The organism is Streptomyces sp. NPDC002018 (assembly GCF_042890865.1).
Lineage (GTDB): Bacteria > Actinomycetota > Actinomycetes > Streptomycetales > Streptomycetaceae > Streptomyces.
Map to the genome: position 1 here is coordinate 149,153 of NZ_JBIASO010000014.1, position 26,178 is coordinate 175,330.

Here is a 26,178-nt window from a genome sequence, read left to right on the forward strand (position 1 = left end):
TCCCGCGCGCCGGGAACGGCGCATCACGTCGGTTGTTCGTCCGTTCGTCCGCCGGTCGTCACCCGCCGGCCGTGAAGACGCCCCCCTTTGAATGTGAAATCTAACGTGAATTCTGTGGCGTGGAGACTATGAGCCCCCCGCGAGAGGTGTCAAGAGTGTTACCGACGCACTCGACCACCCATCCCCTACCGTGACCGAACTCCTCGTTCAGGCACGCGGAACCAGCGTTGCACCGGGGTAGCACCCTACGACGGGTGCCCTTGTGGCCCGCGATTCCCGTGTGATATTCACCGTGTGATTACCACATGAACTGACGTTAAATCACGCGTAGGTTCCCCCCTCGGGCGGGGCGGGACCACGCACGACGAACGGACCAGACTTCATGAGAATGAACAGTGGAACCGGCGGCATCAGAGGCCTCGAAAGACGGGCCGTGCTCGGCGCGGGAACGGCCGCGCTGGCACTCGCCGCGAGCGGACTGACGGCCCACAGCGCCAGAGCCGCGGGGCGGTTCCGCGAGAACCCCTTCACCCTGGGCGTCGCGTCCGGCGATCCCTGGCCGGACGGATTCGTGCTGTGGACCCGGCTCGCGCCCCATCCGCTCGCCCCCGACGGCACCGGCGGGATGGCGCCGTACCCCGTCGACGTCCACTGGGAGGTGGCGACCGACGAACGCTTCCGTTCGGTCGTCCGCAGAGGGCGGGCCCGCGCGGTGGCCGAACTCGCCCACTCGGTCCATGTCGAGGTCTCGGGGCTGTCGGCGGGACGTCAGTACTATTACCGCTTCCGGGCCGGCGGAGTGCTCAGTCCCGTCGGCCGGACCCGCACCGCGCCGTCGCCGTTCAGCCGTCCCAAGTCGGTGAAGTTCGCCTTCGCCTCCTGTCAGGCGTGGTTCGAGGGCTTCTACACCGCGTACCGCCATCTCGCCGAGGAGGACCTCGACCTCGTCCTCCATCTCGGCGACTACATCTACGAGAACCCCATCGACGCGATGGGCGGCGTACGCAAGGTCCCGGTGGCCGCCGAACTGAGGCCCGAACCGATGGATCTGACGCAGTACCGGAACCGGCACGCCCTGCACCGCTTCGATCCCGATCTCATCGCCGCCCACCAGGCCCATCCGTGGGCCGTGGTCTGGGACGACCACGAGGTCGAGGACAACTGGGCGCGCGACATCTCCAAGCTGGACAACGAGACCGACCAGGATCCCGCGGTCTTCCGCGTGCGGGCCGCGGCGGGGTTCCAGGCGTACTACGAACACCTTCCGCTGCGGCTGCCGAACAAGCCGAGGGGCTTCAGCGCCCGGATGTACCGGAGCCTGCGGTACGGCCGGATGGCCACGTTCCATATCCTCGACACCCGGCTCTTCCGTGACGACCAGCCGTGCGGCGACGGCACCAGGAGCGGCTGCGGCGAGCGGCTGCTGCCCGAGCGCAGCATCCTCGGCACGGAGCAGGAGCAGTGGCTCTACCGCGGCCTCGGACACTCCGACGCGACCTGGAATCTCCTCCCCCAGCAGATCCCCGTCGGCCAGGTCGACACCGATCCGGGGACCGGCCAGTCGTTCGTCATGGACTTCTGGGACGGCTACGCGGCCTCGCGCCAGCGGCTCTTCCAGCAGTTCGCCGACCGCGGTGTCAGTAATCCCGTCGTACTGACCGGCGATATGCACCGCCATCTCGCCGCCGATCTCAAGCGGAACTACGACGAACCGGACTCACCGACGATCGGTGTCGAATTCGTCGGCAGCTCCATCGCGACCGGCAAGGACGGTATGGACCTGGACCCCTCGGGGGCGAATCTGCTCGCGGCCAACCCGCATATCAAGTTCACCAACTTCCAGCGCGGATACGTCCGTTGCACCTTGACCCGGAACACCTGCCGCGCCGATTTCCGGGTGCTCCCGTATGTGACCACCGCCGGCGCCCCCATCTCGACCCGCGCCTCCTTCGTGACCGAGGCGGGCCGGCCCGGGGTCAAGCCCGTCTGATCACCCGTACGGCGGCGCAGCGGTTGCCGGGGCGGCCCCCGGGTGCACAGGATCGGACGTGGGTGGCCGCCCCGGGCATACGTCCGGGATGTCCGCCCCGGGCTGCCTTGGGCGCGTCACGGGGAGTATTCCGGTCACACAACCGGACAATCCTCCTCGTCATACACCCGTGGCCCGGTCCGGATACCCCCGGGTGGCCGTCACTCCAACGGCACTCACCGGTATCACTCTTATCTCACAACTGAGATAACCTGCCTCTATGGCAGACGACTACCTCGTACGCATCGGCAAGCTCATCCGAGACGCGCGCCAGCACCGGGGCTGGACACAGACCCAGCTCGCCGAGGCCCTGGCCACCAGCCAGAGCGCGGTGAACCGCATCGAGCGCGGTAACCAGAACATCAGCCTTGAGATGATCGCGCGCATCGGTGAGGCGCTCGACAGTGAAATCGTGTCGCTCGGCTACGCCGGGCCCATGCATCTGCGGGTGGTCGGCGGACGCCGGCTCTCCGGCGCCATCGATGTCAAGACGAGCAAGAACGCGTGTGTGGCACTGCTCTGCGGCTCCCTGCTGAACAAGGGCCGTACGGTACTGCGCCGGGTGGCGCGCATCGAGGAGGTGTTCCGGCTCCTGGAGGTGCTGAACTCCATCGGCGTGCGGACCCGCTGGATCAACGACGGGGTCGACCTGGAGATCGTGCCGCCCGCCGAGCTGGACATGGAGGCGATCGACGCGGAGGCCGCCCGCCGTACCCGCTCCATCATCATGTTCCTCGGCCCGCTGCTGCACCGGATGGACAGCTTCCGGCTGCCCTACGCGGGCGGCTGCGACCTCGGTACGCGCACCATCGAGCCGCATATGATCGCCCTGCGCCGGTTCGGGCTGGACATCGCCGCGACCGAGGGCCTCTACCACGCCCAGGTGGACCGCTCGATCGTCCCGGGCCGTCCCATCGTGCTGACCGAACGCGGCGACACCGTCACCGAGAACGCCCTGCTGGCCGCCGCCCGCCATGACGGCGCGACCGTCATCCGCAACGCCTCGTCCAACTACATGGTCCAGGACCTGTGCTTCTTCCTCGAAGCGCTGGGCGTACGGGTCGACGGCATCGGCACGACCACCCTGACCGTCCACGGGGTGCCGAGCATCGACGTGGACGTGGACTACTCCCCCTCCGAGGACCCGGTCGAGGCGATGAGCCTGATCGCCGCCGCCGTGGTCACCGAGTCCCAGCTCACCATCCGCCGGGTGCCGATCGAGTTCCTGGAGATCGAGCTGGCCGTGCTGGAGGAGATGGGCCTCGACCACGACAGGTCCACCGAGTACTCCGCCGACAACGGCCGCACCCGGCTTGTGGACCTGACCGTAAGGCCCTCCAAGCTGGAGGCCCCGATCGACAAGATCCACCCGATGCCCTTCCCCGGGCTGAACATCGACAACGTGCCGTTCTTCGCCGCGATCGCGGCGGTGGCCCAGGGCAAGACGCTGATCCACGACTGGGTCTACGACAACCGCGCCATCTATCTGACGGACCTCAACCGTCTGGGCGGCCGGCTCCAGCTCCTCGACCCCCACCGCGTCCTGGTCGAGGGCCCCACCCGCTGGCGCGCCGCCGAAATGATGTGCCCGCCCGCCCTGCGCCCCGCCGTGGTCGTCCTGCTGGCGATGATGGCCGCCGAGGGCACATCCGTCCTGCGCAATGTCTATGTCATCAACCGGGGCTACGAGGACCTGGCGGAACGCCTCAACTCGGTGGGCGCACAGATCGAGATCTTCCGCGACATCTGATCCTCAAGGGCCGCAGCCCCCTCCCCGGCCAGGCTGAACGCTGGTTCGGAAGGGGGCGGCGGCACCGGTGGGGCTTCTCTGGGACTCAACGCCCGAGGACTCGACGCCCGAGCGGGGGCTGCCACGGGCTGCGGTCCGCGGTCCGGCCTCGGCGCTGTCCGGGCTTAGGCTGCACCGGCCTCGGCGCTCTCGCGTGATGGCGTCGTCCGAGGCCGGCGGGCCGGGCCGGCCTCGCTCACCGGCGGGCGTCGAGCAGCAGCCTCGCGGCCACCGTCGCTCCGTCGGTGCGGATCCTGGTGCCCAGAGCCTTGGCCCGCGCGCGGGTCCCGGGTGCCAGGGCCGTCTTGAACGCGACGCCCAGGGACTCGGTGGTCGGAGTCGGACCCTCGGGTACCGCGCCGATCTCCAGGTCTGCCACCCGGCCGGCCCAGTACGGGTTGTCCGCCAGATGGAGGGCCACCACCACTTGCGGCACGCCCGCACGGGCGGCCGTCATCGTCGTGCCCGCGCCGCCGTGGTGCACCACGGCGGCCACCCTGCCGAACAGACGCTGTTGGTTGACCTCGCCGACGGCGAAGCAGTCGTCCCGGTCGTCGAGCAGGTCCAGGTCCGCCCAGCCACGGGAGACGAGTGCGCGCTGACCTTGTGCGCGGATCGCCTCGATGGCCCTGCGGGCGATGTCCGGCGACGGGCGCATGCTGCCGAAACCCACGTAGACCGGCGGCTCGCCGGCGTCCAGGAACGTCACCAGTCCGGCCGGGAGCGGGCGTTCGTCCGCCAGGGTCCACGCACCCGTCTGAACCACGTCGAGGCCCGGGGTCTCCCGCCACGGTCCCAGGACCGGGTCCGCCGCCAGCCACGGCCGGCCGGTGAAGACATGGTCGCGGACGTTGTCCACCGGTGGCAGACCCATCGATGCCCGGTGGCGGTTGAGCGTCTCGCCGAATTGCGCGTTCACGTGGTGGGCGTCCAGCTCCCACAGCGTCCGGTTGTCGTTCACCTCCGGCTCCGGCCAGCCCGGCCGCGGTGGCGGCGCATGGTGCGGCGACGGCAGGTTGACCGCCGAATAGCTCGCGTACACATAGCGGATGCCCGCGGCCTCGGCCACGGACCGCGCGGCGATCTGCGCCAGGCCGGCCGCCACCAGCACGTCACATCCGTCGGCCGCCGCGGGGAAGATGTCGAATTGCGCGTCGACCATCTCGGTCCGGTACCGGGACAGCTCCGCCGCCGACGGCAGAGTCGTCCCGCGCATCAACTCCCGCACCGGTGGCCCGACCGGCACCAGTTGTACCCCGATACCTGACAGCCGCTCCGCGAACTCCTCGTCCGGCGGGGCGCACATCCGCACCTCCGCGCCGAGCGCCTGGAGCCGCACCGCGAGTGCCACCAGTGGTTCGACATCGCCACGCGTCCCGTACGTGGACAACAGCACCCGCATTCCGCGTCCTCTTTCGTTCTGTCTTCCCCTGCGTTTCGGCCCATGCCCGCCCAGGCGTCGAGCGGTCCTCGGTGACGGCGACGCGTCGGCCGTAGCGGATGTGCGGCAACAGCGTACGTCGATCAACACTCCCTCTCGCGTGGAGCCGTCCTCGGTGACTACGGTGAGCGCCGGCGTGCCTTTCAGGCCGACGGTGCGGCGTCGGCCCCGGGCCGCCCGTACCCGGCGAGACGCGCACGGTTCCCGATCGTCAACACAACCTGAGAGCCCCTCCATGCAGAGTTCGTCCGTGCCCATCCCCGATGTCTCGGTCATCCTGCCCTGCGCCGGATTCGCAACGCGCTTCGGGGCGCCCTACTCGAAGGAACTGCACTGTCTGGCTCCTGGGGTCACCGTGCTGGACCGCAGCCTGGAGGCTGTTGTCGAACTGGCCGACAGCGGACTGAACGTGCGCGTGGTCGTCGTCTTCAGAACACACAAGCTGGACACGGTGAGTTATCTCGCGCGCTATGCCGAGACCTTTCAGCTGGTCTTCGTCTACCAGGACGAGTCGTTCGAACCGGGGCTCGACGGGGCCATCCGGTCCGCCCTGCCGATGACGCGGGGGCCGGTGGCCCTCGTTCTGCCTGACATCGTTGTCACGGGCGCGGGCAGTGCCGGCAGTCTTCTCGCCGCGTTGCGGCACATAGGGGTGGCGGGCTGGAGCGTCGTGGCCGCAGAAGAGCGGGATCCCGGCACACTGCGGCAGATGGGCGCGCTGGCCGTGGTCGAAGGGGGCGGCGTCATGACAGTCCGGGCAGCCGCCGAAAAGCCTGCGGATCCTGCGGGCTTCAACGCGTTCTGGGGCATGGTGGCGGCCACCGAGGAGGAGGCGCACCGGCTACCCGACGTGGTGGGCAAAGAGGCGGACAGCCCACTGGCCGGTGCGGTCGCTCTCATGGTGGAGCGCATCGTCAACTACAACACCGCCACGGGCTGACTCCCCGGGGCGCCGGCGAGCTCGTGCGTGGTGGGCGCCGCGCACGCTCGCCGGGGTCACCGGCCATCTCCGTGCATCAGCAAGCCTTTTCCCGCCGGCTCGGTAGCATGCACAGCATGGCCATCAGACTTGAGAACGTCGGCATCGCCGTTCGCGACCTCGAAGCAACGATCTCCTTTTTCACCGACCTCGGTCTCACGGTCGTCGGCCGTGACACGGTCAGTGGTGAGTGGACCGACACTGCCGTCGGCCTTGATGGCAATCACGCCAACATCGCGATGCTCCAGACGCCGGACGGTCACGGTCGCCTTGAGCTCTTCGAGTACATCCACCCCGAAGCGATCGAGTCGAAGCCCACTCTCCCCAACGAGATTGGCATGCATCGCGTCGCCTTCTCGGTCGACGACCTCGACAAAGCCCTTGAGGTAGCCGCACAGCACGGATGCCGTCCGCTTCGCGGTGTGGCCACCTATGAGGACGTGTACAAGCTCACGTACCTCCGCGGTCCCAGCGGCATCCTGGTGATGCTCGCCGAGGAGCTGAAGAAGAACTGACGGCCAGGAGCCCGGCGTCGGCCTGGACGCCGGCCGTCGAGGCCGACGGCACGATCCGCGACGGGGCCCGGTCCTGGGCCGCCGAGGTCACGGGCAAGCCGCTGGACGGCCGGCCGAAGGGCATGCGGCTGATCGTCCGCAGGGAACGACCGCGTCCCGGAGCCGAGTTGAGGATCACGGACGCGGACGGCATGCGGATCACCTGCTGCGCGACCAACGCCTCTGACCGGCGGGCGCCGCGACGATCCGCACGTCGAGTGGCGGCCGTGCGCGTCAGTCGCGAGGCCGGAGGCCCTCGATGACGAGGTCGGTGATGCGCCGTCCCTGCGCGTGTCCGTCGCTGTCCGCGCCGACGCGCCAGAGGAAACCCATCAGGAGGAGGACGTCCGCGGGGTCGAGTCCCGGGCGGACGCTGCCCTCCCGTTCGCAGGCGCGCAGCAGTGTGGCGACCGCGGCGAGGACCGGGGCGTATGTCTCGTTGATGGCCTCCTGCACGGTGGCGCTGTACAGGGCCTCGCCGAGGCCGTGCTTGACCCGGATGTAGTCGGCGAGCGTCTCGAACCACACGGTGAAGGCGTCGAGCGGTGTGTGCGCCCTGAGCACATCGTCCGCCGAGTCGACCAGGCGCTTCACATCGTGCCGGTACACGGCCAGGATCAGGTCCTCGCGGGTCGGGAAGTGGCGGTACAGGGTGCCCGGCCCGACACCTGCCCGCTTGGCGATGGCGTTGAGTGACGTGGTGGCCGACTCGGCGAAGGCCTCGTGGGCGACCTGGAGGATGTGCTCCCGGTTCTTCAGCGCGTCGGCGCGCTGAGGTCCGTCCTGGGTGGTCACGGTGCCTCCGGGCGGCAGGTTCGTCTGCGGGTCCGAGTCCTCTCCGTCGGCATCACGGCTGCTGGCGGAGAAGCCTCCGTTTTGATCCTACGGCAGCAGAAGTCCGCGCATGGCCGGTCTCCCCCCGTCGGACCTGCTCCGGGATGCGTGGACGCACGGATGCGCGATGTGTCGGACAACGGGATCATGGTTCGCGTGAAGGAGCTGATCCGGTTCACTCCCCTACGGACGTGATCACTCATGGCAACCGTCCATCACCTCGGTCTGCGCGACGCGGACATCGCCTTCCGGGACGAAGGCGACGGTGAACCGGTACTGCTTGTGCACGCCTCGTTCGGTGCCGCCTGGTTCGACCGGGTCGCCCCGTTGCTGAACGGCTACCGGGTCGTGCTCACGCATCGAGCGGGTTACGGCGGCAGTCGCGACAAGAGCGGTGGGCTGAGCCTGGCCGACCACGCCCGGCACCTCGCCGAGGTGCTGAAGGCCCGGAAGATCGAGCGGGCCCATGTGGTCGGCCATTCCAGCGGGGGCAGCATCGCCCTGGAGCTGGCGTCCGCGTATCCCCGGCTCGTACGGTCGCTCACGCTCATGGAACCGGCGTTCCCCTACGCCCCGGACGAGCCGAGGAGCGACGCCATGCGCGACGCGATCCGCGCCGCGAAGGAAGGGGATCTTCCGCGGGCGTTCGGTTTCTTCCCCGGAAGCGTGTGCGGTCCCGGTTACCGGGATGTCTTCAGGCGCGCCCTGGGCCCCGAAGGTCTTGAGGAGTCGATCCGCAGCGGGCGCTACTTCTTCGAGCACGAGATCGGCGCACTGGCCGGGTGGGATTCCGACGCCGCCGGTCTCGGCGACCTCGGGCAGCCGGCTCTCCTGGTCGACGGAGCCGAGGGGGAGCGCCTCAACAGCCCCTACCGGGCGCGGAACCGCGCGCTGGCGAAGCGCCTGGCCCATGCCGAACAGATCTCCCTCCCCGGCGTCAGCCATGCGATGCCGCTGGAGGATCCGGCCCTCGTCGCGCGGACCGTCATCGCGTTCATCCGCCGGCACCCGCTCGTCGATTAGGCCGGCCCGCCCGCGGCTCGTGGTGCGGACCGACGGCCCCCACGGCTCCGGCACACTTGTTCCCTCTCCGTCAGCTCGCGGTGGTGAACTGGGGCAACCGCGCCATGACGCGCCGCAGTTCGCGGTCGTCGGAGATGCCCTGGAAGTCGTGGCGGGGCGTGTAGGGCGCCTCCAGCACGCGGATCTCGTCCTCGGTGAGATCGATGTCGAGGGAGGAGACGGCGTCGTCGATGTGCGAGGGGCGGCCGGCGCCGACCAGCGGGGCGGTGACAACGGCCTTGCCCCGCAGCCAGGCCAGGGCGACCTGGGCGCGAGAGACACCCCGGCCCTCGGCGACCCTCCCCACCGCGTCCACGACGGCACGATCGGAGTCCTCGGTCAGCGGGGTGTAGAGCATGTCGGCGAACCCGTCGTCGGCGCCGCGGGCGGTGGCCTTGGCGTCGTCCCAGGCCCTCGCGAGCCGGCCGCGGGCGAGGGGACTCCACACGATCGTGCCGACGCCCTCGTCGAGGCAGAGCGGGATCATCTCGCGCTCCTCCTCACGGGCGAGGAGGTTGTAGTGGTCCTGCATGGACACGAACCGCGCCCAGCCGTGCTGCTTCTGCAGATGCAGCGCCCTGGCGAACTCCCAGGCACGCATGGACGAGGCGCCCAGATAGCGCACCTTGCCCGCCTTGACCAGGTCGTGCAGGGCCTCAAGGGTCTCCTCGACCGGGGTGGACGGGTCGTTGCGATGGGTCTGGTAGAGATCGATGTAGTCGGTGCCGAGGCGGCGCAGGCTGTGCTCGACCTCGGTCATGATCGCCTTGCGTGAGAGGCCCTTGCCGTTCGGGCCCTGCCGCATGGGGTGGCGCAGCTTGGTCGCGATGACCACGTCGTCCCGATCGGCGAAGTCCTTCAGCGCCCGCCCCAGGATCTCCTCGCTGGACCCCTGCGAGTACATGTTGGCGGTGTCGAAGAAGTTGATGCCCGCTTCGAGAGCGTGCCTGATCAGCGAACGGCTGTCGTCCTCTGCGAGCGACCAGACCGGATGACCGCGTCCGGGCTCGCCATAGGTCATCGCGCCGATCGCGATCGGCGAGACGTCGAGACCGGTACGGCCGAGCTTGATGTACTTCACGCGAACTCCTCACCGGAGGTCCTCAACGGGAATCCTCAACGGGGATGCATCCGGAGAGGTCTCCGGAACACTCCGGACGGTACCGGAGAGGTCTCCGGAAAATCAAACGGCAATATCTCCGCCCCCATGGACGGCGTCCGGCCCGGCGGGGGACGGGCAGAGGCGGGGGCATGGGGCGGAGGCGACACTCCTCCTCCACAGCCGGAGGCGCCGAGTACACTAAATGAGTCAAATGTCCCGAAGTGAACCTTCGGGACCTGACAGAACAGATCGGCCCGGTCCCCCAGGGTGCGCGAGGCTCACCACGCCTCCACGCCGCCGTGGCCGACGTGCCGAAACGGCTCGTCCGCCGCGCCCGCCCGGTCATCATTCCGCGGCCGAAACTCCAGAGCGCCCGTCCGCTGACGCGCACCGGAACCAGCGGACCTAAGGAGCAACCATGTCTGCGCAGCCGACCACCATGCTCGAACCCCACAGCCCCCCTCACCTGGACACCGAACCGCATGTGATCGTTCGCGGGGAAGGCGTGAAGGTGTGGGACAGCCAGGGCCGTTCCTATCTCGACGCCGTCTCCAGCATCCTGTGCGCGAATCTCGGCTACAGCCAGCCCCGTCTCGTCAGGGCCGCCGCCGATCAGATGGCCAAACTGCCCTTCTACGCCTCCTTCGGCCACCGCACCACCGATGTCTCACTGGCACTCGCCGACGATCTCGCCCGGATCTCCCCCTTGCCGATGGGCCGCACCTTCTTCGCCAATTCGGGAGCCGAGGCGAACGACAGCGCGTTCAAGATCGCTTGGTACTACCACCGGAGCCTGGGCCGTCCGGAGCGAAGGAAGATCATCTCGCAGGAGAACGGCTACCACGGGACCACCGTCGCGGCCACCTCGGCCACCGGCGTACCCCAGATACACCAGGGGTTCGGGCTGCCACTGCCGTCTTTCCCGAAGGTGACCTGCCCCGACCCCCACGGCCCGGACGCCGAGGGCCTGACGACCGATCAGTTCGTCGACCTCCTCGTCGCGCGTCTGGAGGAGCTCATCGACCGCGAGGGCGCCGACACCATCGCCGCGTTCATCGGGGAACCCGTACTCGGCGCCGGAGGCGTCATCTTCCCGCCGCCCGGCTATTACGCGCGGGTGCAGGAGATCCTGGCCCGTCACGACATCCTGTTCATCGCCGACGAGGTGATCACCGCGTTCGGCCGCCTCGGTGCTCTGTTCGCGACCACGGAGTTCGGCCTCCGTCCGGACATGATCACTCTCGCCAAGGGGCTCTCCTCCGCGTATATGCCCATCTCCGCGCTGATGGTGGCGGAGCGGGTGGTCGACGCCCTCACCACGGGCTCCGCCGAGATCGGTACGTTCGGCCATGGCTTCACCTACTCGGGCCACCCCGTGGCCGCGGCCGTCGCCCGTGAGTCCCTCGCCCTGCTGGCGGAGTACGACATCCCGGACTATGTGCGCAGGACGGCCCCGGTGCTGGCGGAGGGCCTCGGAATGTTCCGGGACGCCGAACTGGTGCGTGATGTCCGGTCGTACGGTTTCCTCGGCGCCGTCACCTTCGACCCGTCCTCCACCGGCCTCGCGCCGGGCGAACTGGGCGCGGCCCTGATGGCGAGGTCCGCCGAACACGGTGTGCTCGTACGGGCGATAGGCGACACCATCGCCTTCGCACCGCCGCTGATCAGTTCCGACGCCGAGCTCAAAACCATGGTCGACTGCTTCGGCGCCGCGTATCAGGACATCCTCACCAGCACGCGCGCATGAGATCGGCCCGCTTCTCCGAGGTGAAGCGGGCCGACAGAGCACGGCGATGCCGTGCGCGGTGATGCCGTGCGCGGAGTCGCTCGCGGCGCGTTGCTCGCGGCCCCGGGGGGGCCGTTCAGCCCTCGCGGCTCAGGCTCCCTTCCACGAGAGCCGGAACGGGAACGTCCTGGCGGTAGAAGATGTCGATGTCGACCTCCTCACCGCCGACGATCAACGTGTCCCAGGCTCCGCTCTCGCGCAGCGTCCGCAGGGTCTCGCCCTTCATCGTCCGCAGATGATCCCGGAGGGTGGAGTCGTCGGGCATACCGGGAATGCGCGGCGACAGCCGGGTGCGGATCTCGCGCAACTGCTCCATGAGCGCCTCGATGTCGGCTTCCTTGTCGAGGGCCGTCCCGGCGGCGTCCTCGATGCTCCGCGCGATCCTGTCCTTGATCGCGTGCGTGGCCCCCTGCTCGTCGGTGGTCACCATCGCCTTCCAGGCGCGGCTCTTCTGCCGGTACTGGAGCATCGACATCGCCGCCTCATGACGGAGGAAGTCGGCGTCGCGGAACGGCTTTCCGCGCCAGGCGTTGTCCAGCGACCGTGCCAGGGAGGTGGCCGACGCCAGGCCGGTGTTGAGTCCGCGTCCCGGCCAGAAGTGGATCGCGTTGGCGGCGTCCCCGAGCAGGAATCCATAGGTCCCGGGGGTGGTCGAGGTCGTGGAGAACAACTGGCCGGTGAAGCGCGGCCGCTGCACCATGTTCAGCCGGAACGCGGTGACGGCGCTCAGGTTCTCCTCGGCCACGCCGAAGAACGCCAGCCCTTCCACGACCCGCTTCCACAACGCCGAGCCCCTGACCAGGGCGGGCAGGAACAGCGTGCCGTGTGTCGAGCAGTGGAAGTCACCGTCGTCGTCACGCCCCATCACACAGGGGCGTGAGGCGATGCAGTCCTCGAACACATGGCGTACGGGATCGATACCGACGACTTCCTTGGCCTCGGTGTCGGTGAGGCGCATATTGAGAAATCCCTCGCCACGCAGGGAGTTCAGCAGGAAGCGGTTCTGGGCCACGGTCAGCAGCACCGTCATGGGGTCCGGCAGATCGGACTTGACCCGCAGGCCCAGCACGACGTCCTGGACGTGCTGCCCGTTCAGCGAGTAGATCGACTTGTCGGCGTTGCCGAACTTGTCGGTGAAGTGCTCGCGCGTGCGGGAGCGGCCTCCCTCGCAGATGGCGAGCACATGGTCCTTGACGAGATCGTCATGGTGCTCGACCGGGTCGAACCGGGCGGGGACGAGCCGGATACGGTCGGTCTTCTCGTTCGCTATCTCAAGCAACGTGTCTTCGATATAAGCGATCCGGATGTTCCGCGGGCTGTAGCCGCGGATCGAATCGGGGCCGGCCGGCCACATCTCGGTGTACGACTCGGCGCTGAACAACCGCGCCTGGACCTCCTCGGGAAGATTCAGATACTGACGGCTCTGGATGGTGACGACCTGCTGCCGCCGGACGTTCCCCTGCCCCTCGTTCTTCCAGACGACCCGCGACCCGTCCTGGGTCCAGCGGCCGTCGTACACCGTGACGAACACCCGTGCGCCCATGAGGCGTTCGAGGAGCAGGGCGAAACTCAGTCCGACGGGGCCGCCGCCCGAGACCGTGACCTGTAGGACCGGTCCCGGGTCGGGCGCCGGGGCGGAAGGACCGGAAGGGGCGGACGCCGGGAGCAGGACCGTCGCCACCGCGTCGGCCGCCTCGAAACAGAAGGTCTCGTCGCCGATCGTGATCACATCGCCGGGGACCAGTCTGCGCGAGGTCACACGCTCCCCGTTGACCAGCGTTCCGTTGCTGCTTCCCCGGTCGTGCAGGACATAGCCGTCGGGCTCGCGCACTACCTCCGCGTGAAAACGTGAGGCGCTGCCGCTGGCGATGACCACACTGTTGTCGTTCTTGCGGCCGAAGGTGATCGAGGTGTCGCCGACCGGGAACCTTCGGCCGGCGAGAGGACCTTCACGCCCCACTATCTCGGGTGGCACGGGTCACTCCTTTCCATGGGTCATAGAACAGGGAACTCAGGACAGAGAACTGACGAGATCGATGCGCTCGTCGGGCGCCGGGGGCACTGCGTCGCGTGCCGGGACGGACCGGGTCCCACCAATGATCCTCTTCTGCCTCAGGGTGGAGTTGCCCAGGTCAGCGGAGACATCAGGGCGTTCGGCTGTGCGGCAGCATATCCGTCTTCGCGCGACGGCCAGCAGGGGCCGACGGAGTGTCAGAACAGGCTCGTACCGGCTCTGTGGCACGGCCGGTACACCGCGGCACGCGTCTCGGCGATCTTGGGCCCACAAGTGGGTCCGGGGACCCTGCCGTTGGGCCCAGGTTCGTTCTTACGCTGCGTTCCGTTCGGGGGAACGGCTACGGCGTGGGTGAGGAGTGAAGCGTGAGGGGCGCCAGAGGTCTCCCGGCTTGGCATGCGCATGGCGATAAAGGCCAGGGCGGGGTGGAGTATGTCGCGCTGGTCGGGGTCGTCGCCCTGATCGTGGCGGCGATCGTCGGGCTGACGGTGCCCGACGACGAGGCGGTCGGGCTCAAGAACGCCGTATGCAGAATCGTTCACGCGGACAATGTCCCCGCCGGGTGCGCCTCGGGTGAGGACGGCGGCGGCGACGGGGACGACGGAGGCGGCGGAGGCGACGGTGAGGATCCCGTCGTACCTCCCGACGACCCCTTCCAGCCCGCGAAGTGTCTGCTGTCGCAGGACCAGACCAAGGACACCGTCGTCATCCAGATCCTCTTCATCAAGATCAGCGGCTCGGACCAGCTCAAGGTCCAGCAGTGGTCCGACGGCACGGTCACCGTGGAGCGGGTGACGGACAGCAGTGTCGGGGTCACGGCCAGCGTCTCCGCCGGGATCCCCGGGCTGAAGGACTGGGGCGGCAGCGCCTCGCTGAGCGGCACCTACGCCAGGGGCAGCGGCAGCGGCGGCCAGTGGATGTTCGGCAGCCACAAGACCGACAATCCGCAGGCCGATCTGGAGGCCAATCTCGCCGACGCCAAGGCCTTTGCCGAGGCGCTCAACGAGCAAGCCATCTGCCGCGCCATGGTCGGCTCCCCCGTCTCTCCCATCAGCCAGGTCGGGTGCAGCAACAACGCCATGTCGCAGATGGAGAAGACCAACCCGGAGCGGATGCCGGACGTCGACATCACCAAGACGACCACCGAGGCCTCCGGCGGGGTGAGTTTCGGCAAGTCGTTCACCAAGGGCACCGGGGAGGGCGGCAAGGACGGCAAGCCCAAGGACCTCGGCAGCGTTTCGACGGACCTGATCAGCGGCTCCATGACCGAGGACGTGGTGGTCCTGCGGACCAACACCGGGCCGGACGCGGGCAAGGTCACCTTCGTCTACACCTTCTCCGTCAGCGGCAAGGCCGGTGAGGTGGGCCAGGTCACCGGCACCCGGATGCAGCAGGTGGCCGTCACCTACGACGCGGCCATGTACGACGAGGAGGAGAAGAACGGACAGCCGCACCGCCCCCAGAAGATGGTGATCACCACCAGCGAGGAGGCCGGCGAGGGCCCCGGCGTCAATGTCGGCGCGGGCGCCAACGCGGGCCCCGTGACGATCGACGTCGGCGGGGGCGGCGGGGAGATCGAGTCCCAGATCCACACCGAGTCCGCCGAACTCGTCCTCGACAACGACGCCGACAGCACCCTCGTCGAGGACTGGCTGCGCGGACGCGGCGACTTCCCCGCCGGCGACGCCCTGCCCTCACCCTCCGACGCGGCCGAGGCACCCGGCGCCGACGCCGGACCCCTGGAACGCCTCCTGCACGACAAGGGCAAACTCTCCCGCCTCGACTACAAGGCCAACACCGACTGGTGGAACGCCTCCCTCGGCATCGGCTTCGGCATCTCCGCGGGACAGGTCACCATGGGCTTCAAGCTCTTCGGCATCGACATCACCCACGAACACAAGGAACAGACCATCACCGGCGACCCGACCTACGCCACCGGCCCCCAGAGCGGCGGCACACGTCCCTGGGTCGAGTGGAAGAAGTGCACCCAGACCACCCCCATCACCGCCTGACCGACCCGGATCCAGCCGTCGGTTGTGCCTGTCCGCACGGGGGGACAGGCACAGCCGGCGGCCGCTGTCGTATGAGGGACGGCCGGTGCGGCCGGTCCCGCGCAGGCAACCGGTCCCCCCGCGGACAGGCGATCCCACGCGGACAAGCAGTCCCGCGCGGATGAGCGGACAAGCGCACAAGCGGTCGCGTCGCGGGGCGGTGACCGCGGTGGAGGGATCAGAGCAGGGCCGCGCCGCCCCGGGACCTCTGCCCGCTCCTCCCGGGACCCCTGCCGAAGGTCCCGATCCGGGCAGGACCGAAGTCCCTTCTCCGGCGGGCCGCCGCCTCTTGCCCGCGCCCTTACGCTCCGTAAAGTTGAAGCCGGTAGCACTTCCGACCCTCAACACCCCCCGAACCACGCTGATCGGACCACCCGCCGTGCCGGAAACCTCAGGCCTCCCCTCGTGGCGCGTCGCGCTGCCCCACAGTGCGGAAGCCGTACCGCTCGCGCGCGCCCTGGTCCGGACGGCGATCGCGCATCTCGCGGACATGGCCGACAGCGACACGGCAGAGCTGCTCACGGCGGAACTGGTCGCCAACGCCATCAAGCACACACCGGGGAACGATCCGATCGAGCTGGTCGTGGAGCTCCTGCCGACCGGCTGCCAGGTCGAGGTGCACGACCGCGACCCGGCGCCGCCGGGCAATCTCTCGCGTGCGGGGTTCGGGGCGATGCCCGATCCCTGGCAGGAGAACGGCCGCGGCCTGCTGCTGATCCATACGCTCAGCGCGGCCTGCGGCCACCGCCCGACGGATCGGGGCAAGGCCGTCTGGTTCACGCTCCCCACCTGCTGACCGCCGGGGGGCGCCGGACGGCTGCCCCGCGAAGGCGTCACGGCCCCGGGGGCCGGGCGGGGGCCGGGCGGGGGCGTCAGACGGGAGCGCCGTCCCGGGCCAGGGTGGCGACCAGTACGGCCTTGATCGTGTGCAGCCGGTTCTCCGCCTCGTCGAAGACGACGGAGTGCGCCGACTCGAAGACCTCGTCGGTGACCTCCAGCTCGGTCAGCCCGTGGCGCTCGTGGATCTCGCGGCCGACCGCCGTGTCGAGGTCGTGGAAGGCCGGCAGGCAGTGCAGGAACTTCACCTCGGGGTTCCCGGTCGCGCGCAGGACGTCCATGGTCACGGCGTACGGACCGAGCGCGGCGATCCGCTCGTCCCAGACCTCCTTGGCCTCCCCCATCGAGACCCAGACGTCGGTGGCCACGAAGTCGGCGCCCGCGACGCCTTCCTTGATGTCGTCGGTGAGGGTGAGGCGCGCCCCGCTCCGCTCGGCCATCTCTCGGGCCAGGGTGAGGATCTCCTCGGCCGGCCAGTAGGCGCGCGGCGCGACGAGCCGTACGTCCATGCCCAGCAGCGCGCCCGTGACCAGGTACGAATTGCCCATGTTGAAGCGGGCGTCGCCGAGGTAGGCGAAGGCGATCTCCGTCAGGGGCTTGGCGCTGTGCTCGGTCATGGTGAGCACATCGGCGAGCATCTGGGTGGGGTGCCAGTCGTCCGTGAGGCCGTTGAAGACCGGCACCCCCGCGTGCGCGGCCAGTTCCTCGACGGTGGCCTGGGAGTCCCCGCGGAACTCGATGCCGTCGAACATCCGCCCGAGCACCCGGGCGGTGTCCTTCGCCGACTCCTTCTTCCCGATGTGCGAACCCGCCGGGTCGATATAGGTCGTGGCCGCGCCCTGGTCCGCCGCCGCCACCTCGAAGGCGCAGCGGGTACGGGTCGAGGGCTTCTCGAAGATCAGCGCGATGTTCCTGCCGCGCAGCCGCTGGACCTCGGTGCCCGCCTTCTTCGCGGCCTTCAGTTCGGCGGCGAGCTCGATCAGGCCGCGGAACTCCTCGTCCGTGAAGTCCAGCTCCTTGAGGAAGTGGCGGCCTGCGAGGTGTATCGCCATGGTGGCTGCTCCTGGGGCGCAGAGAGGAGGGGTGGGTGGCATGGACCGGAAACTGGAACTATATACGATCGCCCGTATTGCTATACGACTTGCTATACGACGGGCGGCGCGTTCTACACGGCCGCGCGCTCGACCGGACAGCTCATGCACCGCGGCCCGCCGCGCCCCCGGCCCAGCTCGCTGCCGGGGATCTCGATCACCTCGACGCCCTGTCGGCGCAGATGGGTGTTGGTGGTGACATTGCGCTCGTAGGCGACGACCACACCGGGCTCGACGGCGAGCACGTTGCAGCCGTCGTCCCACTGCTCCCGGGCGGCCGAGTGCACGTCCTGGGTGGCGGTGAGCACCCGGATCTCGGCCAGGCCCAGGGCCGCCGCGATGGCGCGGTGCATATGCTCCGGCGGGTGGTCGGTGACCTTCAGTTCCCGGCCGTCGCCGCCCGGCTCGATGGTGTACGAACGGAGCATGCCGAGGCCCGCGTACTGCGTGAAGGTGTCGCCGTCGACCATCGTCATCACCGTGTCGAGATGCATGAACGCACGGCGCTTGGGCATGTCGAGCGCCACGATCGTGGTCGCGGAACCCGTGGCGAAGAGCCCCCGCGCCAGCATCTCGACCGCCTGCGGGGTGGTGCGCTCGCTCATCCCGATCAGTACGGCTCCCTCGCCGATGACCAGGACATCGCCGCCCTCGATGGTGGAGGGATAGTCGTCCTGCCCCTCCGACCAGTGGTGGAAGGGCCCGGCCCCGGGACCGGTGAAGAGCGGATGGTGCTTGTAGACCGCCTCGAAGTGCACGGTCTCGCGCCGGCGGGCGGGCCAGCGCATCGCGTTGATGCTCACCCCGTCGTAGATCCAGGCCGAGGTGTCCCGGGTGAAGATGTGGTTCGGCAGCGGGTCGAGCAGGAAGTCGTCCAGCGCCATCACATGGAAGCGGACGGAGGTCGGCTCCGCGTGCCGCTCCAGGAACTCCCGCTTGGTCATCCCGCCGACCAGCGCCTCGACCAGTTCGCCGGTCGGCAGCCCGTCGAAGACCTCCCGCAGATGGCCGGTGGCGAGCGGACCGTACTCCTTCTCGTCGAAGACCCTGTCCAGCACGAGCCGCCGCGCGGCCGGAAGCTCCAGGGACTCACGGAGCAGATCGGCGAAGAGATGCACCCGCACGCCCCGGTCGCGCAGCACCGCGGCGAACGCGTCGTGCTCCTCCTGGGCGCGCCGCACCCACAGCACGTCGTCGAAGAGCAGCGCGTCCTTGTTGCCCGGCGTGAGCCGTTTCAGCTCCAGGTCCGGACGGTGCAGTATGACGCGGCGCAGCCGCCCGGCCTCGGAGTCGACATGGAATCCCATGCCCCCATCCTCACCGCACCGGGGGCGGTTCACGCGGTGAACGGGTGCGCCGTTCACCGCGCGGGGCCGGTGGCGCGACGGTGGCCCGTCGGTTCAGAGCCGGGGGTCCACCGGCTCCGACTCCAGGGCCAGGACCGCGAAGACCGCCTCGTGCACCCGCCACAGCGGCTCGCCGTCCGCCAGCCGGTACGGGCCGTTCTCATCCGGTCATCGCCGCGCCGAGCCGGGCGATATCGGCCGGGCCGACCCGGCAGCATCCGCCCACCAGCCGGGCCCCCGCCGCCCGCCAGGCCCTCACCCTCGCGGGATCGAAGGTGGCGTCGCCGTGCCAGCTCCGGCTCCGCGCGTCCCAGCCCTCACCGCTGTTCGGATAGACGACGACCGGTTTGCCCGTCACCGAGGCGGCGATCTCGACGGCGCGGTCGGCGTCCGCCGGCGCGCAGCAGTTGATGCCCACCGCGATCACCTCGTCGACACCGGCCGCGAGGGCGAAGGCCTCGGCGAGGGGCTGTCCGGCCCGGGTGCGCTCCCCCGCGACGGAGTACGAGAGCCACACCGGCACCCCACCGCCCTCGACGGCCCGCAGCAGCGCCTCCGCCTCGTCGGTGTCCGGCACGGTCTCCAGCGCCAGCACATCGGGGCCCGCCGCCGCGAGGGCCTCGATCCTCGGCCGGTGGAAGCGCTCCAGCTCCCGTACGGGCACTCCGTACCGTCCGCGGTACTCGCTGCCGTCCGCGAGCATCGCCCCGTACGGACCGACCGACGCGGCCACCCACACCTCGTGCTCCGCCGCCGCTCCCACGCGACGTGCCAGCTCCACGCTCCTGGCCAGCAGGCCCGCCGCCGCCCGCCCGGACACACCGCGCCGCGCGAAGCCTTCGAACGTCGCCTGGTAGCCGGCGGTGATCAGCACCTGTGCGCCCGCCCGTACATACGCCGTGTGGGCCGCCTCGATCTGCTCGGGGCCGTCGGCGAGGAGCCGCGCGGACCAGAGGTCGTCGGAGAGATCGCAGCCCTGTGCCGTGAGCTGGTTGGAGAGACCGCCGTCGAGAACGACGGTCTCCCCGGCGAGGGCCTCGGCGAGTGTGCGGGCGGGTTCCATGGCTGCTCCAGCGTGTCGGTGCGTACTGCTCCGGTGCCTCCGGTGCCCACCGCGCACTCCTTGCGGTGGTCATCGCTCCCCGGTCGTCGGTCTCCGGTCGTCGGTCTCCGGTCGCCGGTCTCCGGTCGCCGGTCTCCGGTCGCCGGTCGCCGGTCTCCGGTCGCCGGTCTCCGGTCGCCGGTCTCCGGTCGCCGGTCTCCGGTCGCCGGTCTCCGGCTCCCGCCGCCCGGACTCAGCCGAGCTGGGACTGGACCCGCGCGGAGATCAGCTCCAGATGGTCGAGATCGTCCAGGTCCATGACCTGGAGATAGATCCGGGAGGCCCCGATCGCGCCGTACCGCCCGATCTTGTCGACGACCTCGGCGGGCGAGCCCGCGAGCCCATTGGTCTTCAGCTCGTCCACCTCCCGGCCGATGGCCGCGGCGCGGCGGGCCACCTCCGCGTCGTCCTTGCCCACACAGACCACCAGCGCGTTCGAGTAGACGAGCGCGTCCGCCGGGCGCCCGGCGGCCTCGGCGGCGGCCCGCACCCTGCCGAACTGCCGCTCGGTGTCCTCGACGGAGGCGAACGGCATATTGAACTCGTCGGCGTACTGGGCGGTCAGCCGGGGGGTACGGGTCGCACCCTGGCCACCGATCAGGATCGGCACCCTGCTCTGCGCGGGCTTGGGCAGCGCGGGCGAGTCGGTGAGCCGGTAGTGCTCGCCCTCATGGCTGAAGGTCTTGCCCACCTCCGTGCCCCACAGGCCCGTCACAATGGCGAGCTGCTCCTCCAGCCGGGCGAACTTCTCCTTGGGGAAGGGGATGCCGTACGCCGTGTGCTCCTCCTCGAACCAGCCCGCTCCCAGGCCCAGTTCGATCCGGCCGCCGGACATCTGGTCGACCTGCGCGACCTGGATGGCCAGCACGCCCGGCAGCCGGAACGTGGCGGCCGTCATCAGCGTGCCGAGCCGGATCCGCTTGGTCTCCCTCGCCAGCCCGGCCAGGGTGATCCAGGCGTCCGTCGGTCCCGGAAGTCCGTCGACGGACCCCATCTTCAGATAGTGGTCGGACCGGAAGAAGGCGTCGAAGCCCAGGTCCTCGGTGGCCTTGGCGACGGTCAGCAGCGTGTCGTAGGTCGCCCCTTGCTGGGGCTCGGTGAAGATTCGAAGATCCATGCGTCTATCCTGCACCCTCGGACCGGCGGCCTCCTTCCCGCTCCCGCGCGCTCAGCCTGCGCAGCATCCCGCCCACCCGGTCGCTCGACTCGTCGGCGGCGTCGATCGCCTCGATGCACTGCCAGTACAGCCCCTCCTCGTCCGTGGCGCAGGCCACCGCGACCAGTGCGATGCCCACCTCGCCCAGCAGCTCGCCCAGTCCGGCCAGCGCTCCCCGCGCGTCCAGCACCCCGGTGAGCTGGCCCGCCCGTATCCCGCCGCGGCGGAGCCCCGGCTGATCCGGCAGTCCCCAGCCGCGTCCGTCGCCCTCGCCCAGCTCGCGCGCCTCGCCCCTCAGCTCCTGCGGTCCGCTCAGCGCCAGCCGGCTGCCGATCGCCCGCGCGAGGGCCTGGGCCTGCCAGGCCTCCGCGATGACATCCAGTGCGTCCGCGCTCCCCGCCAGGGCATGCCGGCTCACTCCGATGAGCCGTTCCGCATCCATGCAACAGCCCCCGCTCATACGACAATCCTGCCCATGCACTCCACTACCCAGAGTGAGGGAATGGCGACAGAAAGGCCAGAGCAATGCGGAAATCTCTGGACAGCGGGTTCATTGTGTACAACTCCGTCACTCCGCAGAGTGACGGTTACGGGGAATCGGGCGCCACGGAGGGCCGCTTGGGCGGAAAGCGGACCTCATTCCGTTCGATCTTGGCGGCGAGTGCCGCGAGCGCGTCGATCCCCAGCACCTCACAGAACTGGAGCAGATACGCGAGCACATCCGCCACCTCGTCGGCCACCCGGTGGGCCGAGCCGGGGTCGTCCATCACCCGTGCCGACTCCTCCGGAGTCAACCACTGGAAGATCTCCAGCAGTTCCGACGCCTCGACACTCAGCGCCGCCGCCAGGTTCTTGGGGACGTGGTACTGCTCCCAGTCCCGTGCCGCCGCGAACTCGGCCAGTCTGCGCTGGAGTCCCGCCACCTCGTGTTCCGTCACGGGTCAGGTCTACCACCGTAACCCCGCCGGACCCGCGCGGGGACGGCTGCCAGGGCCGGCCGGGCCGTAAGGCGCCCGCCCATGGCGCTCGCGGCGCGGTGAACCGTTCCGCCCGGCGGCCTCCCTACGACCCGGGGACGGCCTCCGCCGCGATCCCCTCGACCTCCGTGCCGATCGGCGCCAGCAGGAAGACGTTCTTGTCGACCCGGTGCATTCCGCTGCCGAGACCGAAGACGACCCCGCTGCTGAAGTCCAGGATCCGCTTGGCCACATCGGGCTCCGCGGCGGTCAGGTCCAGCAGCACCGGGATCCGGGCGATGAGATGGTCGGCCACCTCCCGCGCGTCGCCGAACACCTGCACCCGCAGCACGATGAAGCGGCGGTTCTCGGCCGCGTAGTCGCGTGGCGCGCCCCGGTGGTCGACCCGGGACGGCCACTCGTCGCGGCCCCGCAGCGGGACGACCTGCGCCAGGCCCTCCCACTGCTCGTCGGTGGCGTCGAACTCGCCGTATCCGCCGTACCTGCTCACCGGACCACCCCGTCCGCGTACTGAGTCTGCATCCGGCCATCCTCTCGCCCCTCACCCGTTCGGCCCAACAGCGACACGGCCCGGCCGGCGATCGGATACCGGCGGGACTCCGGCGGCGGCCGGAGCTCCGCCGGACCGCGATGGGGGACACGCTCTCAACGCGGCACGGGGTACTCCCGCTTCACCTCCAGACCGGCCGGCGCCTCGATGTGCGCCGTGCCGTCGGCGTCGACCGAGATGTCCAGACGCCCGCCCGCGACATCGAGGCCCGTCACCGTCAGCGGCCGGTACGCCCGCGCGAACCCGGGCGCCACGGTCAGCGTCCCGCCGGGGACATCGGCGGTGAGCCCCAGCACGGACTGGAGCACCAGCACGGACGAGGCCGCCGCCCAAGCCTGCGGCCGACAGGACGCCGGATAGGGCGAGGGCCAGGCGTCGGTCGCCGAGCCATGGCCCGCGAAGAGTTCGGGAAGGCGCGCGTCGAAGCCCGCGGACGCGGTCAGCAGACCCGCCGCGAGCGACGCGGCCTCGTCCGGGAACCCGGCCCTGACCAGCCCGTGCACGGCGATCGCGGTGTCGTGCGGCCAGATCGAACCGATGTGGTAGCCGTACGGGTTGTAGCCCGCGGAGTCGCTGCTCAGCGTGCGCAGCCCGTGGCCCGAGTCGAGGTCGGGGGCGCTGAGCCGGGCGGCCAGCAGCGCGCTCTCCCCGTGGTCGAGCAGCCCCGTGCCCAGCAGATGGCCGAAGCCCGAGGTGACCGAGTCCACCGGCCTCCTGTCCCGGTCGAGGGCGACGGCCGGATAGGGGCCGTGCTCGTCCTCCACCCAGAAGTGGGACCGGAACCGCTCACGCAGCCGCTCGGCCCACTCCTCCCACTCGTCGGCGCCGGGGCGGCCGAAGGCCCGCAGCAGCGCGGCGCCGCCACGGGCCGCCTCATAGGCGTACGCCTGGACCTCGCAGAGCGCGATCGGCGCGGTGGCCAGCCGGCCGTCGCGGTGCCTGATGGCATCGCCCGAGTCCTTCCAGCCCTGGTTGGCCAGACCCCGTCCGGTGAGGTCGATGTACTTCAGGAAGCCGTCGCCGTCGGCGTCGCCGTGGTCACGCATCCAGGCGAGCGCGGACTCGGCGTTGGGCAGCAGCCGTTCGACCTGCTCGGGGGCGAGGCCCCAGCGCCAGGAGTCGTGCAGCAGCGTGATCCAGAGCGGGGTGGCGTCGACCGTGCCGTAGTAACGGGGCGGCAGGGAGAAGGTGTCGTGGAACTCCTGGGCCCCGCGGCGCACCTCGTGCAGGATCTTGCCGGGCTGCTCCTGGGTCCGCGGGTCGGAGGCGGTGCCCTGGCGGCGGGCGAGGGTGCGCAGCGTACCCGCGGCGAGCCCGGTGCCCAGCGGCAGCAGCATCCGGGCCGCCCACAGGGAGTCGCGGCCGAAGAGCGTGAGGAACCAGGGGGCTCCGGCGGCCAGGAACTGGTCCTCGGGCGCCTCGGAGTCGGCCAGACGCAGCCGGTCGAGGTCGGCGGCCGACTGGCGGATCCAGTGGTCGAAGCGCCGGTCGGCGCTGCGCAGCTCCGGGGTGCGCCAGGGCACGCTGTCCGAGGGGGGCGCCGGGAACTGGTCGCCGTCCTCGTGAGCGGCGTCACAGCGCAGTACGGCGGTCCAGCTCGTGCCGGGCGCCAGCTCGATCTCGTACTCCAGCCGGCCGGCCGGCGCGTCGACGGCGGTCGGCTTCGGGGTGGAGACGAGGCGTACGGCGAAGACGCCCCGCGACCAGTCGAGTCCTCCTCCGAACGCGGTGGCGGGGACGGCCGGCTGTGTCTCCCCGGTCTTGACGCGCTCCATCGGCGCGAGGTCGGTGGCGGCGGTCACAGCCAGACGGAAACGGACATTCTGCCGCCCCGCGTTGATGACTTCGAGGGTCTCCTCCAGCCGCCCCGGGCTGACGCGGCGGCGCCGGTGCAGGGTGACGGCGGGGTCCGCGGTGTCCTCGCCGAGGCCGCGCAGCACCGCGCGGAAGGCGGCCCCGTCGGCACCGTCAAGGGCTCCGCGCACGGGTGCGACCGCGATGCCGTCGGCCGCCACCGTGAGCCGGGCCAGCGCTCTGCTGTCCCCGTGGTAGAAGCCGTCGGCGCCGCCGTCGATCTGCCCGTCCTGGTGCGAGACCGCGAAGCTCGGCGCGTACAGCGTCACACAGGCGTCGTGCAGGAACGGCTGGAGGCCTTCGGCCGAGGGGGCGGCCCCCGCGACGGAGTTCGTTATGTCGTGGGTCTTGACAGTTGTATCCAACAGAGCAGAACCTCTCAGGCATTGGAGCGTTCCAAGAACCCTAACGACGACTTCAGGACGTTGACAATGGGGTTGGAACGCTCCAATGAACTCGACCTTTCGCACAACTGGCTCCGGAGACACCCATGCCCCGCTCCCCCGACAGCTCCTCGCCCAAGGCCGGTCCGGTGACCCTGGCCATGGTGGCGCGACGGGCCGGGGTCTCCCCGCAAACCGTGTCAAATGCCCTTAACTCCCCCGGTTTGCTCCGTCCTGAGACCCTGGAACGCGTGCTGCGCACCATCGACGAGATGGGCTACCGTCCGCACCGGGCCGCGCAGGCGCTCCGGACGCGCTCCAGCAAACTCATCGGTTACGGCATACGTCCCAACCCGCCCGGCACCACCGCACCGGTCATGGACCGGTTCCTGCACGCGCTCTCGCAGACCGCGGACGAGGCCGGCTACCGGGTACTGCTGTTCGCCTCGCCGCCGGGCGCCGGGGCGCTGGACGGCTACGAGGAGCTCCTCGACCTGCACCGCGTCGACGGCTTCGTGCTCAGCGGCACCGACCGGGGCGACCAGCGCCAGGCCTGGCTGGCCAGGCGCGGAGTGCCCTTCGTGGGCTTCGGCCGGATGTGGTCGGGCCGTCAGATAGGCGACTGGGCGGATGTCGACGGCGCCTCCGGCACGGACGCCGCCGTGGACCATCTCGTCGGTCTGGGGCACCGGAAGATCGCGTTCCTCGGCTGGCCGCGCGGCTCCGGCGTCGGTGACGACCGGGCCGAGGGCTGGCAGCGCGCCATGCGCCGGCACGGACTGCCGATACGCGGCAGACGCGCGCAGAGCGTGGACGACATCGACTCGGCACAGGCCGCCGCGGGACCGCTGCTCGACGCGGGTGCCACGGCCGTGATCGCCGCCAGTGACATGCTCGCGCTGGGCTGCTACCACGCCCTGCGCGAGCGCGAGGCCGTGCCGGGCCGGGACGTCGCCGTGGTGGGCTTCGACGACTCCCCCACCGCCGCGCTCCTCTCCCCCGGCCTGTCCACCGTCGCCCAGCCGCTGGAAGCCGTCGGCCGCGAATGCGTCCGGCTTCTGCTGGCCCGGATGGCCAACCCGGACGCACCGCCCGAGCGCGTCCTGCTCGAACCCTCGCTCGTCGTCCGGGAGAGCACACCGGCGTTAGCCGGCTGAGCCGCGCCCGCACCCTTACCCTCGCCGCCGGAGCCCGCGCGACGCGCCCCGGCGGCGGTCCACCGATTCCCAGCACGCCCCTCC

The 26,178-nt window shown here is 70.1% G+C and carries 21 protein-coding genes and 2 pseudogenes; 10 read left to right on the forward strand and 13 right to left on the reverse strand.

Annotated elements, in window-relative coordinates; genetic code table 11:
- The first annotated feature begins 388 nt into the window (after nt 1–388).
- Nucleotides 389–1,990 (forward strand): alkaline phosphatase D family protein, encoded by a 1,602-nt coding sequence (locus ACFYYH_RS23540; RefSeq protein ID WP_388554325.1) that lies wholly within the window; start codon nt 389–391, stop codon nt 1,988–1,990.
- Between the two features lie 259 nt (nt 1,991–2,249).
- A complete protein-coding gene (locus ACFYYH_RS23545) occupies nt 2,250–3,779 on the forward strand; it encodes a helix-turn-helix domain-containing protein (RefSeq protein ID WP_388554328.1) in 1,530 nt (509 codons plus the stop codon).
- Nucleotides 3,780–4,014: 235 nt separating this feature from the next.
- Here the strand turns inward: ACFYYH_RS23545 and ACFYYH_RS23550 are convergent, their stop codons facing one another.
- The gene (locus ACFYYH_RS23550; RefSeq protein WP_388554331.1) at nt 4,015–5,220 is read right to left on the reverse strand and encodes a glycosyltransferase; all 1,206 of its coding nucleotides are present in this window, start codon (nt 5,218–5,220) and stop codon (nt 4,015–4,017) included.
- Between the two features lie 289 nt (nt 5,221–5,509).
- Between ACFYYH_RS23550 and ACFYYH_RS23555 the strand changes: the two genes are divergently transcribed.
- The 3 genes and pseudogenes from ACFYYH_RS23555 to ACFYYH_RS23565 all read left to right on the forward strand — a co-directional run.
- Nucleotides 5,510–6,199 (forward strand): hypothetical protein, encoded by a 690-nt coding sequence (locus ACFYYH_RS23555; RefSeq protein ID WP_388554334.1) that lies wholly within the window; start codon nt 5,510–5,512, stop codon nt 6,197–6,199.
- A 116-nt stretch (nt 6,200–6,315) separates the two neighbouring features.
- Nucleotides 6,316–6,753: a VOC family protein gene (locus ACFYYH_RS23560; RefSeq protein ID WP_388554337.1), complete on the forward strand. Its 438-nt coding sequence runs from the start codon at nt 6,316–6,318 to the stop codon at nt 6,751–6,753.
- Nucleotides 6,738–7,043, forward strand: a pseudogene (locus ACFYYH_RS23565) (IS1380 family transposase); the annotation flags it as partial. The gene ACFYYH_RS23560 and the pseudogene ACFYYH_RS23565, both read left to right, overlap by 16 nt.
- Here ACFYYH_RS23565 and ACFYYH_RS23570 read toward each other — a convergent pair.
- On the reverse strand, nt 7,027–7,587 hold the full coding sequence (locus tag ACFYYH_RS23570) for a TetR/AcrR family transcriptional regulator (protein ID WP_388554340.1): 561 nt from the start codon (nt 7,585–7,587) through the stop codon (nt 7,027–7,029). The pseudogene ACFYYH_RS23565 and the gene ACFYYH_RS23570 sit on opposite strands and share 17 nt — an antisense overlap.
- 240 nt (nt 7,588–7,827) lie before the next feature.
- Between ACFYYH_RS23570 and ACFYYH_RS23575 the strand changes: the two genes are divergently transcribed.
- Nucleotides 7,828–8,649 carry an alpha/beta fold hydrolase gene (locus tag ACFYYH_RS23575; protein WP_388554343.1) on the forward strand — a complete coding sequence of 274 codons (822 nt, stop codon included), beginning with the start codon at nt 7,828–7,830 and terminating at the stop codon, nt 8,647–8,649.
- Between the two features lie 70 nt (nt 8,650–8,719).
- On the opposite strand, the gene ACFYYH_RS23580 is transcribed toward ACFYYH_RS23575, so the two are convergent.
- A complete protein-coding gene (locus ACFYYH_RS23580) occupies nt 8,720–9,769 on the reverse strand; it encodes an aldo/keto reductase (RefSeq protein ID WP_388554346.1) in 1,050 nt (349 codons plus the stop codon).
- Nucleotides 9,770–10,208: 439 nt separating this feature from the next.
- Here ACFYYH_RS23580 and ACFYYH_RS23585 point away from each other — a divergent pair, with 439 nt between their 5' ends.
- On the forward strand, nt 10,209–11,537 hold the full coding sequence (locus ACFYYH_RS23585; RefSeq protein ID WP_388554349.1) for an aminotransferase: 1,329 nt from the start codon (nt 10,209–10,211) through the stop codon (nt 11,535–11,537).
- Nucleotides 11,538–11,652: 115 nt separating this feature from the next.
- Here the strand turns inward: ACFYYH_RS23585 and ACFYYH_RS23590 are convergent, their stop codons facing one another.
- On the reverse strand, nt 11,653–13,551 hold the full coding sequence (locus ACFYYH_RS23590; protein ID WP_388554352.1) for an FHA domain-containing protein: 1,899 nt from the start codon (nt 13,549–13,551) through the stop codon (nt 11,653–11,655).
- Between the two features lie 464 nt (nt 13,552–14,015).
- On the opposite strand from ACFYYH_RS23590, the gene ACFYYH_RS23595 reads away from it, so the two are divergent.
- Both ACFYYH_RS23595 and ACFYYH_RS23600 read left to right on the forward strand, forming a co-directional pair.
- The gene (locus tag ACFYYH_RS23595; RefSeq protein ID WP_388554354.1) at nt 14,016–15,602 is read left to right on the forward strand and encodes a hypothetical protein; all 1,587 of its coding nucleotides are present in this window, start codon (nt 14,016–14,018) and stop codon (nt 15,600–15,602) included.
- A 418-nt stretch (nt 15,603–16,020) separates the two neighbouring features.
- Nucleotides 16,021–16,437: an ATP-binding protein gene (locus ACFYYH_RS23600; RefSeq protein WP_388554356.1), complete on the forward strand. Its 417-nt coding sequence runs from the start codon at nt 16,021–16,023 to the stop codon at nt 16,435–16,437.
- 76 nt (nt 16,438–16,513) lie between these two features.
- Here ACFYYH_RS23600 and argF read toward each other — a convergent pair whose 3' ends face one another.
- The 9 genes and pseudogenes from argF to ACFYYH_RS23645 form a co-directional block, all read right to left on the reverse strand.
- Nucleotides 16,514–17,530, reverse strand: a complete 1,017-nt coding sequence (gene argF / locus ACFYYH_RS23605) for an ornithine carbamoyltransferase (protein ID WP_388554358.1) — start codon at nt 17,528–17,530, stop codon at nt 16,514–16,516.
- Between the two features lie 113 nt (nt 17,531–17,643).
- Nucleotides 17,644–18,876 (reverse strand): arginine deiminase, encoded by a 1,233-nt coding sequence (locus tag ACFYYH_RS23610; RefSeq protein ID WP_388554361.1) that lies wholly within the window; start codon nt 18,874–18,876, stop codon nt 17,644–17,646.
- A 93-nt stretch (nt 18,877–18,969) separates the two neighbouring features.
- A pseudogene (locus ACFYYH_RS23615) lies at nt 18,970–19,062 on the reverse strand (hypothetical protein); the annotation flags it as partial.
- A 13-nt stretch (nt 19,063–19,075) separates the two neighbouring features.
- On the reverse strand, nt 19,076–19,978 hold the full coding sequence (gene mmuM / locus ACFYYH_RS23620; RefSeq protein ID WP_388554363.1) for a homocysteine S-methyltransferase: 903 nt from the start codon (nt 19,976–19,978) through the stop codon (nt 19,076–19,078).
- Between the two features lie 232 nt (nt 19,979–20,210).
- Nucleotides 20,211–21,134: an LLM class F420-dependent oxidoreductase gene (locus ACFYYH_RS23625; protein ID WP_388554366.1), complete on the reverse strand. Its 924-nt coding sequence runs from the start codon at nt 21,132–21,134 to the stop codon at nt 20,211–20,213.
- Between the two features lie 4 nt (nt 21,135–21,138).
- Nucleotides 21,139–21,615, reverse strand: coding sequence for a DUF6099 family protein (locus tag ACFYYH_RS23630; RefSeq protein WP_388554369.1), 477 nt, complete (start codon nt 21,613–21,615; stop codon nt 21,139–21,141).
- A 145-nt stretch (nt 21,616–21,760) separates the two neighbouring features.
- Entirely contained in the window at nt 21,761–22,111 is a 351-nt protein-coding gene (locus ACFYYH_RS23635) for a nucleotide pyrophosphohydrolase (RefSeq protein ID WP_388554372.1), read from the reverse strand.
- A 124-nt stretch (nt 22,112–22,235) separates the two neighbouring features.
- Nucleotides 22,236–22,640: a cell division protein SepF gene (locus ACFYYH_RS23640; protein ID WP_388554375.1), complete on the reverse strand. Its 405-nt coding sequence runs from the start codon at nt 22,638–22,640 to the stop codon at nt 22,236–22,238.
- A gap of 155 nt (nt 22,641–22,795) precedes the next feature.
- A complete protein-coding gene (locus ACFYYH_RS23645; RefSeq protein WP_388554377.1) occupies nt 22,796–24,919 on the reverse strand; it encodes a glycogen debranching N-terminal domain-containing protein in 2,124 nt (707 codons plus the stop codon).
- Between the two features lie 125 nt (nt 24,920–25,044).
- Between ACFYYH_RS23645 and ACFYYH_RS23650 the strand changes: the two genes are divergently transcribed.
- Entirely contained in the window at nt 25,045–26,094 is a 1,050-nt protein-coding gene (locus tag ACFYYH_RS23650) for a LacI family DNA-binding transcriptional regulator (protein ID WP_388554380.1), read from the forward strand.
- Nucleotides 26,095–26,178 lie beyond the last annotated feature (84 nt).